Raw genomic sequence first — 16,533 nt, forward strand, 5'->3', positions numbered from 1 at the left:
CAAAGCCCCCGTGCGCCTTTCTGGTACCTCTGGTTACGGAAAAGGCGCACGGGGCTTATTGTTCTGCCATGGCAAAGCTCACAGTGAAAATCGACGTTCCACTTCCTCCTCAGGAAGTGTGGGACAAGGCTTCCGATCTCAGCGGCTACGAAAACTGGCTCGTGGTTCACGACGGATGGCGTAGTGAACTTCCCGAGCAGTTGGGTGTCGGCACCGAGATCAGCTCGGTCGTGACCGTGAAGGGCCTGCGCAACCGCGTTCGGTGGACCATCAAGAAGTACGACGTCCCGAAGGCGATCTCGCTCAAGGGCGACGGCAAGGGCGGGGTCAAGCTCGGTCTCGAACTCGACGTGAAGGCAAAGGGCGACGGGTCGGAACTTGCGCTGACAGTCGAGTTGGGTGGCGCGCCGCTGTTCGGCCCGATCGGTTCGAGTGTGGCGCGGGCGCTCAAGGGCGATGTGGAGAAGTCGCTGGCCCAGTTTGTTCAGATCTACACCTAGTTTGTCGAGATATACACATAGAGCTACTTCGCCGCTAACATGAGCTAGGATTCTTTTCGGCGGGATAAACCAGGCATCGGTTGGTTATTGGTGCGGGTCCCGCCGGAAAGGATTCGCTCAATGTCGTCTCGTCACGGGTACGGCGCACCACCTGCGTCCATGCCTCGATCCGTGCAGGTTCTGATCGGACTCCTGGCGGTAGTCGCAGTCGGTGGAACCGCAGCATTTGCGGTGACGTTCAAGAGCGTCAGCGACAAAGGAGAACCCGGCGTGGGCGCCGCTGCTGCTGCGACAGCAACCAATTGCGACAACCAGGAAACCGTGCCTGTGGCGGCCGATCCGTCGATCGCCTCAGCGCTCGAAGCCGTCGCCGCTGCCATTCCCGCTGCGAATCTCGGGTGCACGTCACTGCGCGTGACGCCGCAAGATCCCGCGCTCACCGTCGCGGCGATCGCCGACGGTTCGGCGCCCGCACTGTGGATCCCCGATTCGAGCGAATGGCTGGACAAGGTTTCGGCAAGCGGGCAGGAGATTCGCCGGATCAGCAGTTCGGTCGCGTCCACCCCTGTTGTCACCGTCTCGGCGCCGGGTAGCGAGGCACCCGGTGCATGGACGGATGTCCTCGGTGCTCCAGCACTGCACATCGGTGATCCCCTGACCAGTGCCGTCTCCAGTGCGCCGATCGTGGCAGCCTTTGCCGAGACCCAGTCGCGGGGCGGGGACCTCACGTCCATTTCGGCAGCCCTGGTCCCGGTGGCGCAAGCGCAGTACGGAAATCTGAAGGAAACCGGTTCGACCGGACGCATCCAAACCGTGGACGCGGACGGCGGGACCGCGGTGACTACCGAGCAGACCTTCGAGGCTTATCTCGCCGCGCATGCTGACAGTGGACTCGCCGCGTCGGTACCGGCGTCCGGTTCGGTCTTCATGGATTACCCAATGGCAAGTGTGGGCGCAGACTCGTCGACGACAGACGAAGCCGGCAAACTACTGGCGGCGGCTCTGACGTCGGACACCGGACGCTCCGTGCTCGCCGGCCTCGGGTTCCGCGGCGCGGATCAGGCCCCACTGGTCGCCGGCGGAGTGGGGAAGGTTGTGCCGCTGGTGCCGTCCGATCCGGCTGTCGTCACCAAAGCCCTGGCGCGGTACGAGATTCTGTCCAGACCATCGCGCGCATTGGCGGTTGTCGACGTCTCGGGGTCCATGGACTACATGCAGGACGGGATCACTCGAATGGCCGCGACCGCGCAGGCCGGCGACATCGCGATCCGAATGTTTCCCGCCAACGCACAATTGGGCCTCTGGGCCTTCTCCGTGGACCTCGGTGACGGGACGGACTACCGCGAACTCGAACCCATCGCCCGTATGGATGCAATGGAAGGCGAGACGGACCATCGGAGCAAACTACTGTCTCAGATCGACAATCTCTCGTCGATCGTCGGCGGTGGAACAGGTTTGTACGACAGCGTTCTCGCCGCGTATCGGTCGGTGCAACAGTCCTACGATCCGGCGTCGATCAATTCGGTGATTCTGCTGACCGACGGTGCCAACGACGATCCGGCAGGGATCTCGCTGCAAGAACTTCTCGACACCCTGACTCGCGAACAGGACCCGGCGCGCCCGGTGCCGATCATCACCATCGGCGTCACCGATGACGCCGATACCGATGTGCTCGAGCAGATTTCGGCACTCACCGGCGGCAACAGTCACTTCGCTCCGACACCGGCAGATATCCCGAAGGTCTTCGTCGGCGCGATCAGTGGGCGCGCCGGCTGAATTACTCGAGAACGGGTGCGTCCGCGCTGTCCGTGATCCATTCGGTCGCGAGCTTCTCGAGGGTGCCGTCGGCATAGAGCGCATCCACGGCGGCAGAGACACACGCAGTCAGCGGACTGTTCTTCTCGAGCACCAAACCGAAGAATTCGGTGACCGCGTTGGGCCGCGGAAACTGACCCACGATGACAGACCCGGGGAGTTCGTTCTCGGTGATGTGGAATCCCGTCGGGATGTCGACGACCAGCGCCTCGATCTCACCCGCGGCCAGCGCTGCTTTCGCGTCGTCCGTGGTCGCGAACTCGCGTGGCGCAGTGGTCGGAACAATCGTGTCGGTGATCGCCGCGAGGCTGGTGGAACCCGTCTGAGCGCCCAAGCGGTAGCCGGCAAGATCCGCAAGATTCTTTGCACCAGCAGCTTTGCTTCCGCGTGAGGCGATCACCGACTGCGCCACTGCGTAATACGGCGAGCTGAAGTCGACGTTCTCGCGTCGTTCCCCGGAAATCGTGAACTGATTGGCGTCGAAGTCGAAATCCTTGGGGCCCGGTTTCAACGCGTCGTTGAAGGCGACCGTGGTGAAGCGCACCTGCTCGGTGGTGTACCCGAGCTTGTCGACGACGGCGCGGGCCACGGCACCCTCGAAGCCCTTGCCGTTCGACGGATTGTTGTCGACGAACCACGGTGCGTACGCCGGTGAATCGGTGGCGATGGTCAAGACACCGTCTTCGAGGGTGGTCCCGCTCTGGGGTCCGCACTTGTCCACCGCGGTGGTCGAGGGCAGTTTGGTGAAGGCCTCGGGAACCGTGGTCGTGGTGTCCGCTGCCGCAGGTGCCTCCGGTTGCGACGAACACGAGCCCAACAAGATCGAGGAAGCGAAGATCGCGGTCACGGCAACAGCGCGTCGTGTCATAGGCACAAGGCCATCTTGCCTGTTTGTCCGGTACGGACGTGACGGGGGTCTCGTACGAGAGGTGTTCACGCAGCTGAGCGTCTTAACGCAAGGCGCTCAGACGGCGTCGTCCCACCCCAGACTCCGTGTGGTTCAGCGGTCTCGAGTGCAAAAGTAAGGCAGTCCCGGATGACGGGGCAGCGGAAGCACACCTGCTTCGCGGAACTTTCCCGTGCGGCCCGATTGCGTCCGCGTTCTTCACCCGGCGAATAGAACACCGCCGGGTCCACCGTCTTACAGGTGGCGAACATCCGCCAGTTGTTCTCCACTAACGGCCCCGGGGAACTGCGAACTGTCATCGTGGTCTCCTCTCCGATCGAGAATCCAGTCTTGCCCGTGGACTGGCGCAGCGGCAGGTTTCCGATCCACCAGATTTCTACTGCCATACGCAGCGGTATCCAGACACAGCGGTTTCCAGCACAATGAGGAAATGGCAACGACGGATCGGGGTCAGATCACGCTCGACGGCACAACGGTGTCCGTGACCAATCTGGGCAAGATCCTCTACCCCGAGAGTGGGACCACGAAGGCCGAAGTCATCGACTACTACACCCGTATCGCCGCAGTCATGCTTCCGCACGTCGTCGGTAGGCCGGGTACTCGTAAGCGTTGGCCGAACGGCGTCGATGGCCAGTCCTTCTTCGAGAAGAACCTTGCGTCGTCCGCGCCGCAGTGGCTTACCCGAGCGGCGCTGCAACACTCGGATCGTGTTGTCACGTACCCGATCTTCGATTCCGTTGCATCCCTGGCGTGGTTGGGGCAGCAGGCGGCACTCGAATTGCACGTTCCCCAATGGCGGTTCGACGGTTCCGAGCGTGGCCCGGCGACACGACTGGTGTTCGATCTCGACCCGGGTGAGGGCGTGGGGTTGGCCGAGTGCGCCGAGGTGGCGAGGTCGATTCGAGATCTGGTGAAAACTCTGGGGTGGACTGCTTATCCGGTAACCAGTGGTAGCAAGGGAATCCACCTCTACGTTCCGCTGGATCGAACTTTGGACGGCAGTGGTGCGTCGACTGTCGCCAAGCAGATCGCCACCGGACTCGAGAAGCTTCACCCGGATCTCGTCACCGCAACGATGGCTCGAAATGTCCGGGCAGGCAAGATTTTCGTGGACTGGAGCCAGAACAACGCCGCCAAGACCACCATCGCGCCCTATTCGCTTCGCGGTCGCGATCAACCCTATGTTGCCGCGCCGCGTAGTTGGGACGAACTCGACGATCCGAAGTTGCGCCACCTGCTGTTCGACGAGGTTCTGGAGCGCGTCGAATCAGACGGTGATCTGCTGGGCGCCTTGGATCCGCCCGTCTCGGCGGCTGTGGCTGACACGTTGACGCACTATCGCAACAAACGATCGGCTGATCGGACGCCCGAGCCGATCCCTACTGCGGTGGCCAAGGAGACAGCGGGCAATACCTTTGTCATTCAAGAACATCACGCCAGACGACTGCATTACGACGTACGCCTTGAGCGGGACGGTGTGCTCGTATCCTGGGCAGTCCCGAAGGGCGTGCCCACCAGTGCCGGAGAGAATCGGCTGGCCGTACACACCGAGGATCATCCGCTCGAATACGCGACGTTTTCGGGCACGATTCCGAAAGGGGAGTACGGCGGCGGTTCGATGACGATCTGGGATTCCGGAACATACGAGACCGAGAAGTGGCGTGACGACGAGGTGATCGTGCGCCTTCACGGGGAGCGGGTGCAGGGACGGTTCGCGTTGATCCGGACAAAGGGTGACCAGTGGCTGATGCATCTGATGAAGGATCAGAACGCGAGTTTCGGAACGGAGTTTCCCAAGAATCTCGAGCCGATGCTCGCCACCGCTGGAACGCTCGAGGGTCTCGACCCGCAAGAGTGGGCTTTCGAAGGAAAATGGGACGGTATTCGGGTGATTCTCGAATACCGTTCGGGCACAATGTCACTCCGTAGTCGCGCGGGTAACGACAAGACCCGAGACTATCCCGCCCTTTCGGGGTTGGCCGAGATCCTGGACGGTCATGAGGTGGTTCTCGACGGTGAAGTGGTGGCGTACAACGAGGCGGGTGTCACCGATTTCGGTCTGCTGCAGCGCGGTGGGGATCCGATTTTTCTGGCCTTCGATCTTCTGTACCTCGACGGAGTGTCGTTGCTGCGGAAGTCCTATTCGGATCGCCGTACCGTGTTGAATGCATTGGCGGGCAAGGTCGGTGAACTCGATGTGCCCCCACAGATCGAGGGTACGGCGGAGAACGCGTTGGAGGTGAGTGCCGCTGCCGGGTGGGAAGGAATTGTCGCCAAACGTCGTGCATCGGTCTACCTTCCGGGTCGGCGCGGGTCGAGTTGGATCAAGGTGAAGAACTGGCGCACCCAGGAGGTGGTGATCGGTGGGTGGCGCACCGGACAGGGCAATCGAGCGCAGGGAATCGGCGCGCTGCTCATGGGTATTCCGGGCGAGCACGGGTTGACCTACGTGGGGCGCGTCGGCACCGGCTTCAGTGATCGCGACTTGGAGTCTTTACTTGCGACACTGGAACCGCTGCGTCAGAAGGAAAGTCCGTTCGAGGAGGAACTGCCCGCCGACGACCGCAAGGGAGCAGTGTGGGTGAAACCGGAACTCGTCGGTGAGGTGCGGTTCATGGATTGGACGAAGACCGAGCGTCTGCGTCATCCGAGTTGGCGAGGTCTGCGGGAGGACAAGAGGCCGGCAGATGTCACAGGGCGGGAATAGGTTGCGTCGACGATCGCTCGGCTAGGTCTGCTCGAGCATCGTGAGATAGGCATCGAGTTGAGCTGCGCCGGCGAGAAGGTTGCGACTGCGTGTGGTCAGCCGGTCTTGCCAAGAGTTGAGGAACGCTGCCAATGCTTCTGCTCCGCCGGCCTCGCGCAGCGAGTCGACGAATTGGGCGACTTGCGACAGCCGGTAGCCGCCGCGTCGCAGTTGCCTTGCGATCTCGGCGTCGCGCACACACTCCGGACCGTATTCGCGATAACCCGTTGACCGTTCGCGCTCTGGACGCAGAATGCCGTGCTCTTCCCACGTGCGCAGTGTCGCCGGATGCACGCCGAGGCGGCGCGCGAGCTCACCCACCGTCAATGCTGGACCATGCACGCGTGCCGGTGCCGTGGTGGACAGAGTCCCCAGCGCGGTGGCTACCTCGGTGCGGGTGCCACGCTCGGCGAGCAGCGTCACGTGCGCACTGTCGATCAGGCGGTAGGCGGACTCGGTGTCGCCCTGATTGGTCGCCCGCATGATTTCCGTAGCTTGTTGGTGTCCGTGACCGCTGCGCAATGCAAGGAAAGAACGCAGGGCCTGCGCGTGCAGAGGCGTGTATCGCCGGTAGCCGGTGTTGCTGCGCTCAGTCCAAGGAAGGATGCCGGCGTCGTCGTAATTGCGGATCGCCTGTGCGGACAACCCGTGTTCACGGGCAAGGTCGATGGGCCGCACTGATCACCTCCGATTGAGGCTTTCAGCGATCTGCCCCAGGTAATTGTCGTGAAAGTTTCACCCGAATCTTCAACGATACTGTCGAAGGCAGTCCACCTTCGAAAGGGATATCCATGTCTACAGCCTCGACACTGAGTGAGATCGGCCGCCAACTCGAAGACTCGGCAAGTCTTGGTCGCGTCGTCGACGAACTGCTCGCAGCGCGAAGCGAGGCGCCGACTCTGCTCGCCCTCGGTGAGCCGACTCACGGGATCAAGGCATTTCCGTTGCTGCGCAACGAACTTCTCGGCCAGCTGGTCGAACGAGGGTATCGGTCGATCGTGCTCGAAACAGACGCCTTTGCGGCATTCCTTGTCGACGACTACGTGAGCGGGGGAGAGGCGGACATCGAGAAAGTGCTCGCCACGGGCTTCAGCCACGGATTCGGCGCAGTACCGGGAAACCGCGAACTCGTCGAATGGCTACGCGAGTACAACCACGGCCGCGCTCCGGCCGACCGAGTTCGCTTCTACGGCTTCGACGCTCCGGTGGAGTATTCCGGTGCACCGAGCCCGCGCCGCGCACTGTCTGCGGCAGGTGACATCCTGCCCGCTGAGATGCGGCCGCATTCGTTCGACGACATCGACCTTCTGCTCGGGCAGGACGCCGACTGGACCAACCCGGCGGCGATGTTCGATCCGGCTGCGTCCATCGGTGACTCCGATCATGCTCGCCTCCTGCGCATCATTGCGGACGACCTCGGCAGCATCCTTCGGCGCGCTGCGCCTGTGCTGCGACCCGCCGACCCGGACGGGTACGACCTGGCCCTCGCACACGCACGCACCGCTGTAGGTCTTCTGCGATACCACGCCGCGATGGCGAGTTCCGCTCCTGATCGCATCGGCACTCTGCTCAGTCTCCGTGCCGAGATGATGGCGGAGAACCTGCTGGCCGTCGTTGCCCAGGAGCAGCGACGCGGGCCGAGCCTGCTGTTCGCCCACAACGCTCATCTTCTGCGAGTGCAGTCCGAGATGCCGGTCAGCGATGATGTGGTCAGTTGGGGGAGCGCCGGTTCACTCGTCGGACTTGCCCTCGGGGAGCGTTACGTATTCGTGGCAACCGATGCCAATCCCGACAGTGATCCGGGCACTCTGCAAGCCGCGTTGGCCGATGCGACCACCCGTCGGGCCTTGTTTCCGACGCCGGCCCTGCGAGCCGCGCTCGGCCCGTCGATCGCCGCGGGCGAGCCGATCCTGCCAGGCCATCTGCCGCTGAAACCGTCGGAGTTGGACGGCGCCGACGCGGTCATCTTCGTCGCCGATACCGACGGGAAGCGTCATCAGTACTGGTAGTCGTCAGTACTGATAGCCGTTTCAGGGGCAGAGAGCATGCGAGAGCATCGCGACAGTGTCCGGTTGGTCCTTCGGCGTCGACGTCAGCGTCACGGTGAATGCACGATCCGGCGTCGCACCGGACAACGTGTAGTACCCGTAGATCCCGCCACTGTGGCCGGTATAGGTGACGCCGCAAGGAAGTTCGGTGACGCTGACGCCCATCCCGTACCCGAGCCCCTCGGCTTCGGTGGCGGCGACTTGCTCAGTAGTCATCGCGGCAAGCTGCGCGGCCGGCACCACCTGCCCGTCGAGTAGTGCCCGCCAGAAGACGTTCAGGTCTGTGCCCGTCGACACCATCGCTCCCGCAGACCAGGGGATCGACGGTTCGGTCCGGGAAACATCTGTCAGGCCCCCTCCCAGGTCCTGATAGCCCGTCAGGTGATCGCCCCTGATGTCGCGTTCGCCGGCCGGCGGGAGGTACGTGTCTCCCAGATGCAGCGGGTCGAGTATCCGAGACTGAAGTTCATCGGCGTAGCTGCGGCCGGTCACGGATTCGACGAGCATCCCGAGAACGATGTAGTTGGTGTTGGTGTAGACGAACGACGTTCCGGGAACGAATTGGGCCGGTTTGCCGAGGGCGATGGCGAGCGCAGCGGAAGGCGTCAGCGTCCGGTCCTCGTTTGCGGCAATCCATTCGTCGGCTCCGGGTTCACCGGCGAACTCGGGAAGGCCGCTGCGGTGTTGCAGCAGCTGCCGCACGGTGATCGCGTTGCCGTCCGTGCCGCTCCCATGTATCTGCCCCGGAAGGTACTGCTCGATCGGTGCGTCGAGGTCGACCTTGCCTTCGGCCACCAACTGCAGAACGAGCGATGCTGTGAATGTCTTTGTCACACTTCCGATCCGGACGCGATCATTCTTGCCGATCGAATCGCCGTTGGTCCGGTTGGGCACGCCGCTGGTCATGACAGCCGTCGTGGTGCCGTCGTCGAGTGTTGCGATCGACCCGACGACGCCCGAGCGGGTGAGTCCGTCGAGATCCGATTGAATCTCCACTGCGCGCTGGAGCGTCGAGCAACCGACGAGTGCCGTGGTGGCTCCGATGATGACCGCGGCGACGAGCAGATATGGGCGCATGAGTCGAATCTATGGACCTCGCCGTGCCGCGGGATCCAGGAAATCCCCCATCATTCCCTGATCTTCTGCCGGGCCGGGACGTAAGGCCCGTTTGTTCAAAACCGACAAATCGGATCAATCATTCCTGTCCGAACACCACGTCTACGCCGTTAACATCCGAACGAAGTGTTTGTTTTCACGTGTCATACCAGTTCACGGCTATCGAGGTGCGCTGCCGCGCGCCGAAACGACTCCCACGAAGGACGGATGCATGAAGAAGTCGACACTCCGCAAGGGAACGGTCGCGGTTCTGCTGACTGGAAGTGTTCTGTTGCTCTCCGCTGCCCCTGCCTCGGCCGACCCGGGAAGCCTCGGCAGCGGCGGCAGTAGTGGGAGTTCCGGCAGCGTGGGGAGCGCGGGCAGCATCAGCAGCGGTTCAGCCGCCCTGCCCATTCCGAGTCCGGCAGGCCTGATCGCGCTGGCAGCGGCGAGCACTCAGACCGGAAAGCCCTACCAGTGGGGCGGCGTCGGGCCGAACTCGTGGGACTGCTCCGGGCTGGTGCAATGGGCGTTTCGGCAGGCCGGGGTGAATCTGCCACGGACCAGTCAGCAGCAGGCCAACGTCGGACAGCCGGTTCCGCGGTGGGCCCTCGCTCCCGGCGACGTCATCACGTTCTATCCCGGAGCGACGCACGTCGGTATCTACGCTGGGTTCGGAATGGTGTTCAACGCCTACGGTGTTGGTGTTCCGACCGGACTGACACCCCTCACGGATCTGCCGATCAACAACATCCGCAGGTTCTAGAACCTGCACAGAACCTTCACAAGTCCTCCCAGGTTCATCCACGACGGCCGAATACAGTCAGTTCCATGAGTCAGCGAAGAGTGCTCGTGGTCGACGACGAGGTCAGTATCTGCGAGTCCATCGCGGCGAGGCTGCGCGCCGAGGGCTACGACGTCGAGCTGGCGTTCGACGGCCCGAGCGCGGTGGCCCGCTGCGAGCAGATGGATGCCGACCTGGTGGTGCTCGACGTCATGATGCCGGGGTTCGACGGCCTCGAAGTGTGCCGCCGCATCCAGGCCGTGCGCCCGGTGCCCGTGCTGATGCTGACCGCTCGCGCCGATGAAACCGACATGCTGATCGGTCTCGGTGTGGGGGCCGACGATTACCTGAGCAAGCCGTTCAGCATGCGTGTCCTCGTCGCTCGGGTGCAGGCGTTGCTCCGGCGTGCTGATCGTGCGGAGCATGCCGCTCGTCCGGTGGCCGACCTCCTCGAGTTCGGTGACGTCGTGATCGACTTGACCGAGCGTCGAGTGCGCCGTGATGCGCAAGAAGTCCACCTGACCCGCACCGAATTCGATCTCATCGCCTATCTGGCGGAGCGACCGCGAGCCGCGATCCCACGGGAGTCGCTGCTCGAGGAGATCTGGGGCTGGGGCGAGGGAGCGGGTAGTCGGACCGTCGACAGCCACGTCAAGGCGTTACGACGCAAGCTCGGACCTTCCGTGATCCGGACCGTTCACGGCGTCGGGTACGCCTGGGACGTGCCGAGATGAGCGGCGTCGACCGACTCTTTGCACGGTGGCCGCGGCCACTGGACCCGATGCGATCCTTCAAGGTGAAGGTCGGCCTCCTGGTTGTCGCAGCACTGTTGTTCGCCTCCGGTGGGTTCTGGCTGACGTCGCAACAACCGTTTCGTTTCGCCCTGCTGACGGCGTTGGTTGTCGCTCTCGGAGTTACACAGGTGCTCGCACACGGGATGACGTCACCGCTTCGCGAGATGACGGCCGCGGCGAAGGCGATGGCGCGCGGCGACTATTCGCGGCGAGTGCGAGCGACTTCCCGCGATGAAGTAGGCGAACTCGCCCACGCATTCAATCGGATGGCCGAGGACCTCGGGGCCGACGACCGGTACCGCCGCGAGCTGATCGGCAACGTCTCCCACGAATTACGCACGCCCATCACCGCTTTGCAGGCCATGCTCGAAAACGTCGTCGACGGTGTCGAAGAACCGGATCCGGCGATGATGAAGTCGGCGCTGCGGCAGACGGAACGACTGGGCGCGCTCGTGGCCGACCTTCTCGACCTCTCGAAACTCGAGGGCGGCGCAATGCCGTTGAAGCGCAGCCGTTTCGAGGTCGAGCCATTCCTACGCGAGCTGTCGAGTGTGAGTGCGGGCGACATCGAGATAGACGTGAAGCCTCCGCAATTGTCCGTGGTAGCCGATCCGGATCGCCTCCATCAGGTGGTGACCAACTTGGTGGACAACGCGGTTCAGCACGGGAACGTCGACACCAAAGTTGCCATCCGAGTGCGTTCCGGCAGCGCGGGGGAGTTGGTGCTCGACGTCCACGACGACGGCCCCGGCATCGAACCACAAGCCCGAGAGCGAGTGTTCGACCGCTTCATCCGCGGCGGATCGACAGACGGGGGCACCGGGCTCGGCCTCGCGATCGCGAAGTGGGCGGTCGAATTACATGACGGCAGGATTGCGGTCGTCGATGCCCCGTCGGGATGCTGCATTCGAGTAGTGCTGCCGCAGAACTGAATCAAAGTCCCTGACGAGATCGAGAGATCTCGCGATGGCGCATGCCTTCATCGGCATTCGTCTGTACTTCCGAACCTGAAAATTTGAACCAGAAACATAGGAGATCACATGAGCGCTCCGATAGTAATTCCACCGAAACCGCCGATGCCAGCCGTAAAACCCAAGCGTCCCAGCCGGTTCTGGCGCCCCGATCGAACGTCGATGGCCACCCGCTCGATGCTCGTCGGCGCGGCCGCAGTAGGGGTGCTTGCGGCCCTGATCCTCGATCCAGGGTTCGTCAGTATCGCGTACGTGATCGTGGGTGTCGGTGTGGTGATCGTCTTCGGGATCTTGACGCCGCCCCGGATGACCGTGACGCAGTGGGTCGCCGCCATCGGGATGCTTGCGCTATTGGGTGTTGCCGCCGTTCGCGGTGCGGAGTGGTTGGTGTTCCTCTGCGTCGTAGCTGCGTGGGTTCTGTTCACGTGGACTCTGATCGGTGGGCGGACGTGGACCGGGATACTCCTGGGAACGGTGGCACCCTGGCGGGCGCCCCACCGGACGGTGAACTTCGTTCGTCGTCGAAAACTCGCTATCCGCTCTGCTCCGCGGGTGCCGGCGGTGCGAGTTGTCGTCGTGAGCGCAGTGTCTGTTGTCCTCCTGCTGATCTTCGGATCTTTGTTCGTGAGTGCGGATCCGGAGTTCGCGAAGATCTTCGGTGGCTTCGCTCCTGCCATCTCGGTGTCGAACCCGGGGGCACGGATCTTCGCCGGCGTCGTGATGGCGTTCGGCACACTGGTTGCGGTGTATCTGCGTCGTAGAACGCCGACGGTGGACGCATTTGCGCCTGCGCCGGCGACGCCGTTGCCGATGTGGGAATGGGCGGTCCCGCTCGGCGTGCTCAACGTCCTGTTCCTCGGTTTTGTTGCAGTGCAGACAAAGACGCTGTTCGGGGGAGACGAGCACGTTCAGGTGACCGACGGACTGACCTATGCGGACTACGCACGTGAGGGTTTCTGGCAGCTCATGGCAGTGACCGTGCTGACGCTGCTCGTCATCGCCGTCGCGGTGCGGTTCATCGACCGTCGCGATGCTGGATCGAGGCGTCTGGCCCGCGGTCTGTTGGGTGCACTGTGCCTCTTCGGCCTGGTGATCGTGGCATCGGCCGTGCACCGGATGTGGTTGTACGAGAATCAGTACGGTTTCACGGTGCTGCGGGTCAGCGTCTTCGCGACAGAGTTGCTTCTGGGATTCGTGTTCGTGTTGTTGCTCGTCGCGGGTATCCGGATGTCCGGGAAGTGGCTGCCCACAGCTGTTCTCGCCACCTCTGCCCTTGCTCTGCTGGCATTCGCTGTGTTCGACCCCGACGCGTACATCGCGCAAAAGAACGTGGAGCGGTTCGAGGGCGGTAAGAGCATCGACGTCTCCTACCTGCACGGGCTCTCCGTCGACGCGGTGCCTGCTTTGGATCGTCTACCGGAACCGCAGCGTTCGTGTGCGTTGAGTAGGTATCGATACGGAGTGCCAGGTACCAGTGCGCCCTGGGAGTTCAACGCGGCGCGTGAGAAGGCCCGTGACATCGTGGAGACTCGCCCAGTGGGTCCATGCCTGCAGATGTACACGGTCGGATAGACGCAGAGCGATTGTGCAGCCGCGCGGCAGATATAGCGCGCGGCTGCACAATCGGCGAGCGTCGCCTGTTCGATCAGTGCACGGCGAGTGAGATTTTCTCCCGTTCCTCCGCGGACACGACGTCGCGGGTGGAGCGCAAGTCGATGGTCAGGCCGTGCAACGTGCCGCCGTAACGGAAGGTGCCGTGCTCGGCGAACTCCTCCGAGACCGGGCTTCCGCGGTTGATGCCGACGTCGAGTTGTTCGTTCATGCTGAAGATCGCCCGCGTGGTCTTCTCGATCCGGCCCTCGGAGACCACCTCGCCGTCAACGCTCAGGGTGGCGATTCCGCCCTTGCCGATTCCGCCGCCGTCGTACTCGAAGTGAATGGACACCTCGCTGGCGTCGGCACTCAGCTGACCCGGTCCGCGAACGTAGGTTCGGCCTCCACCGCTGAAGTTGTAGCAGTAGACGGGGACGGAATCGAGTATGTACAAAGCGAATCCGCCGAACCGGCCACCGAGGCTGACCAGCATGCCGTCCGCGACGCTACCCAGACTGGCGGTCAGCGTGTACGAGCGGTTGAAGAACGTCGGCGCGGCCTTCTCGACCAGACCGTTCATGTGTGGGTACAGCGTGAGGGTCTTGCGGCCCATCATCGGATGTGGTGGTCGTGATTCCGCGGTGGCGTGACGGCCGACCGTTCTGTCGTCCAGCGGCAGTACTTGATATTTGGCGGCCTCGACGAGGAACTTGTCCTTGAGCCTGGCAAGGATCTCGGGATGCTCGTCTGCAAGATCGCGGGCCTGCGACCAGTCGACCGATGTGTCGTACAGCTCCCAACGGTCTTCGCTCATCGGGGTGAGCTCGAGGCCGTGAGTCGCCATCAGCCAGGGTGCGCGGTGCGCGGTGACCGCGGTCCAGCCGTGATCATAGATTCCGCGATTGCCGAAGATCTCGAAATACTGTGTGGTGTGGCGCTCTTCGGCGTCGGGCTCGGCGAAGGTGTAGTTCATCGCCACACCCTCCATCGGTTTCTGGGCGACGCCGTCGACGCTGGTCGGTGCCGGAATTCCCGCCGCTTCCAGAATTGTCGGCGTGATGTCGACGCAGTGGTGCCACTGTTCCCTGATCCCGGGCTTGTCGATCCCCTTGGGCCAGTGGGCGATCAGGCCGTTTCGGGTACCGCCGTAGTGGGACGCGACCTGCTTGGCCCACTGGTACGGGGTGTCGAGGGCCAGAGCCCACGACGCCGGATAGTGTGGGTAGCTGGTTTCGGTCCCCAATTCGTCGAAGCGCGCCAGCACGTCGGATGTCGCACTCTTGTAACCGTTGAGGCCGGCGAGGTAGTTGAACGAGCCCTCCATTCCGCCCTCCGCGGAAGCGCCGTTGTCACCCATCATGTAGAGCACCAGGGTGTTGTCGAGGACGCCCATATCCTGCAACCGGTCGACGAGCCTGCCGACCTCGTCGTCGGTGTGCTCGAGGAACGCCGCGTACAACTCCATCAGACGGGCCGAAACCTTCTTCTGGTCGTCGTCGAGTTCGTCCCAGTGCGGGAGCCCCGGAGCCCACGGGGCCAACTCGGTATCAGGAGCGACGACGCCCAGTTCCTTCTGCTTTTCGAGGGTGATCTCGCGTTGGCGATCCCATCCGTGATCGAATTCGCCGACGTACTTGTCCAGGTAGCTGTCCGGAACCTGAAGTGGGGCATGGCAAGCGCCGAAGGGGAGATAGCAGAACCACGGCTTGTCGGGGTCCATCGTGTTGATGCCCTCGACCCATTCGATCGCGTGGTCGACCAGGTCCTCGGACAAGTGGTATCCCTCCTGAGGTGTCTTCGGTAAGTCCACCATGGTGAAGTCCTCGTAGAGCACTGGCGTGAACTGGTCGGACTCGGCGCCGAGGAAACCGTAGAACTTGTCGAAACCCTCACGGACCGGCCAACGATCGAACGGCCCGGCGGCGGTTGTCTCCCAGGTCGGGGTCTGGTGCATCTTGCCGAAAGCGCCCGTCGCATAGCCGTTACCCTGCAAGACGCGCGCAACGGTCGCTGCGGAAGCGGGACGGGTCCCGTTGTATCCCGGTGCAGCATTAGCCATTTCGGAGATGACTCCCATGCCGACGCTGTGGTGATTGCGCCCGGTCAACGTGGCAGCGCGCGTCGGTGAGCACAGAGCGGTGGTATGGAATCGGCTGTACTTCACGCCGGTCTCGGCCAAACGCTCGGCGGTGGGTGTGCGGCACGGACCGCCGAACGCAGAGGGCGCCCCGAATCCGACGTCGTCGATCATGATCAGCAGCACGTTCGGTGCCCCGGCGGGTGGGCGAAGCGGTTCCGGGCGGGTGTACGGGGGATTCTGATCGGGGTAGTACACGGCGGCCGCGACGTTGGGCGTCTCGGGGATGATCGGGATGGAATGGCGATTCACCAGCAGGCTCCTTGGCGTGTGCAAAACCGGGTCGATTAAGCAGTCGTCTTAATCTGAAGCGTATCGGTCAGGATTCCGTTGACGCCGTAGGTCTCGCTGACTGGGATAATCACCCCCGTGAGTGGTTAAGGAGTCCCTGCACTCCCTAACCACGCACGGGGGTTGGGTCTTGCGGAATTAAGACAGTGACTTATATGGTCGGTGTATGCCCGCCTCGTTGGATGCCAAGAACGCCATGATCGCCGTCGCTGAACGGATGTTTGCCGAGCACGGTATTCACGAAGTGTCCATGAGGGACGTGGCGACTGCGGCCGGGCAGCGAAACAACTCTGCGGTTCAGTATCACTTCGGTGGGCGAGACGGTTTGGTGTTGGCAGTATTCCGCCATCGGATGGATCAGATCAATGCAGCGCGACTGACGTATCTCGACGACATCGACGCCAATGGGCGGACTGACCTGGTCCGCGCGTTGGTCGAAGCCTTTCTGTATCCGCTGGCCGATTTTCTGGCGACGGTCGACGGTTCCAACTATGCGAGGTTCATTGCGAGGGTCTCGCCGTCGGTGGATACGCAGAGCGCCGAGTTCCGTGAGGTCAGCGAGGGGATCAACGAAGTTGTCGGCAGACTGACGCGGGCATTGCCACATCTGCCCCGCCGCGTCGCGGTCGAACGGATCGACCTGTCGTTCAACATGAGTGTGTCCGCGCTGGCCATATTCGAGCAGCGCCGCGAAGACGAAAACCCGGTTGTGCAGGCGGATTTCGATACGACGGTGGACCATCTGGTCGATCTCGCGGTGGGAGCCCTGACTGCACCCCAAAGCACACACAAGCGCACACGAGCACAGCGGGTGCACGCGTCGACTGACGTGTGACCCTTCAGGACACGACA

Annotated in this window: 14 protein-coding genes; 9 read left to right on the top strand and 5 right to left on the bottom strand. The window is 63.0% G+C overall.

Annotated features, from left to right (window positions below; genetic code table 11):
• Positions 1 to 68 precede the first annotated feature (68 nt).
• Together ACFWEM_RS07540 and ACFWEM_RS07545 are read left to right on the top strand one after the other, a co-directional pair.
• Entirely contained in the window at positions 69 to 500 is a 432-nt protein-coding gene (locus tag ACFWEM_RS07540) for an SRPBCC family protein (protein ID WP_003939735.1), read from the top strand.
• A 120-nt stretch (positions 501 to 620) separates the two neighbouring features.
• Complete coding sequence (locus ACFWEM_RS07545; protein WP_378532441.1) at positions 621 to 2,276, top strand: substrate-binding domain-containing protein; 1,656 nt, start codon at positions 621 to 623, stop codon at positions 2,274 to 2,276.
• Between the two features lies 1 nt (position 2,277).
• Here ACFWEM_RS07545 and ACFWEM_RS07550 read toward each other — a convergent pair whose 3' ends face one another.
• Positions 2,278 to 3,183 (bottom strand): transporter substrate-binding domain-containing protein, encoded by a 906-nt coding sequence (locus ACFWEM_RS07550; protein WP_317827387.1) that lies wholly within the window; start codon positions 3,181 to 3,183, stop codon positions 2,278 to 2,280.
• A gap of 65 nt (positions 3,184 to 3,248) precedes the next feature.
• On the bottom strand, positions 3,249 to 3,608 hold the full coding sequence (locus ACFWEM_RS07555; RefSeq protein WP_378532443.1) for a WhiB family transcriptional regulator: 360 nt from the start codon (positions 3,606 to 3,608) through the stop codon (positions 3,249 to 3,251).
• A 44-nt stretch (positions 3,609 to 3,652) separates the two neighbouring features.
• On the opposite strand from ACFWEM_RS07555, the gene ACFWEM_RS07560 reads away from it, so the two are divergent.
• Entirely contained in the window at positions 3,653 to 5,929 is a 2,277-nt protein-coding gene (locus ACFWEM_RS07560; RefSeq protein ID WP_378532445.1) for an ATP-dependent DNA ligase, read from the top strand.
• A 21-nt stretch (positions 5,930 to 5,950) separates the two neighbouring features.
• Here the strand turns inward: ACFWEM_RS07560 and ACFWEM_RS07565 are convergent, their stop codons facing one another.
• Positions 5,951 to 6,646, bottom strand: coding sequence for a MerR family transcriptional regulator (locus ACFWEM_RS07565; RefSeq protein WP_378532447.1), 696 nt, complete (start codon positions 6,644 to 6,646; stop codon positions 5,951 to 5,953).
• Between the two features lie 113 nt (positions 6,647 to 6,759).
• Here ACFWEM_RS07565 and ACFWEM_RS07570 point away from each other — a divergent pair, with 113 nt between their 5' ends.
• Positions 6,760 to 7,977, top strand: coding sequence for an erythromycin esterase family protein (locus ACFWEM_RS07570; protein ID WP_378532449.1), 1,218 nt, complete (start codon positions 6,760 to 6,762; stop codon positions 7,975 to 7,977).
• A gap of 21 nt (positions 7,978 to 7,998) precedes the next feature.
• Here the strand turns inward: ACFWEM_RS07570 and ACFWEM_RS07575 are convergent, their stop codons facing one another.
• Positions 7,999 to 9,093 carry a serine hydrolase domain-containing protein gene (locus ACFWEM_RS07575; protein ID WP_378532451.1) on the bottom strand — a complete coding sequence of 365 codons (1,095 nt, stop codon included), beginning with the start codon at positions 9,091 to 9,093 and terminating at the stop codon, positions 7,999 to 8,001.
• Positions 9,094 to 9,343: 250 nt separating this feature from the next.
• Here ACFWEM_RS07575 and ACFWEM_RS07580 point away from each other — a divergent pair, with 250 nt between their 5' ends.
• The 4 genes from ACFWEM_RS07580 to ACFWEM_RS07595 all read left to right on the top strand — a co-directional run bounded on the left by ACFWEM_RS07580 (position 9,344) and on the right by ACFWEM_RS07595 (position 13,232).
• Positions 9,344 to 9,877, top strand: a complete 534-nt coding sequence (locus ACFWEM_RS07580) for an NlpC/P60 family protein (RefSeq protein WP_378532453.1) — start codon at positions 9,344 to 9,346, stop codon at positions 9,875 to 9,877.
• 65 nt (positions 9,878 to 9,942) lie between these two features.
• Complete coding sequence (locus ACFWEM_RS07585; RefSeq protein WP_003940586.1) at positions 9,943 to 10,629, top strand: response regulator transcription factor; 687 nt, start codon at positions 9,943 to 9,945, stop codon at positions 10,627 to 10,629.
• The gene (locus ACFWEM_RS07590; protein WP_378532455.1) at positions 10,626 to 11,621 is read left to right on the top strand and encodes an ATP-binding protein; all 996 of its coding nucleotides are present in this window, start codon (positions 10,626 to 10,628) and stop codon (positions 11,619 to 11,621) included. Before ACFWEM_RS07585 ends, ACFWEM_RS07590 begins: the two co-directional genes overlap by 4 nt.
• 108 nt (positions 11,622 to 11,729) lie before the next feature.
• Complete coding sequence (locus tag ACFWEM_RS07595) at positions 11,730 to 13,232, top strand: DUF4153 domain-containing protein (protein ID WP_378532457.1); 1,503 nt, start codon at positions 11,730 to 11,732, stop codon at positions 13,230 to 13,232.
• A gap of 73 nt (positions 13,233 to 13,305) precedes the next feature.
• Here ACFWEM_RS07595 and ACFWEM_RS07600 read toward each other — a convergent pair whose 3' ends face one another.
• On the bottom strand, positions 13,306 to 15,642 hold the full coding sequence (locus ACFWEM_RS07600; RefSeq protein WP_378532459.1) for an arylsulfatase: 2,337 nt from the start codon (positions 15,640 to 15,642) through the stop codon (positions 13,306 to 13,308).
• A gap of 205 nt (positions 15,643 to 15,847) precedes the next feature.
• On the opposite strand from ACFWEM_RS07600, the gene ACFWEM_RS07605 reads away from it, so the two are divergent.
• Positions 15,848 to 16,516 carry a TetR family transcriptional regulator gene (locus ACFWEM_RS07605; RefSeq protein ID WP_378532461.1) on the top strand — a complete coding sequence of 223 codons (669 nt, stop codon included), beginning with the start codon at positions 15,848 to 15,850 and terminating at the stop codon, positions 16,514 to 16,516.
• Positions 16,517 to 16,533 lie beyond the last annotated feature (17 nt).

Source organism: Rhodococcus sp. NPDC060176 (assembly GCF_042728675.1).
Lineage (GTDB): Bacteria > Actinomycetota > Actinomycetes > Mycobacteriales > Mycobacteriaceae > Rhodococcus_F.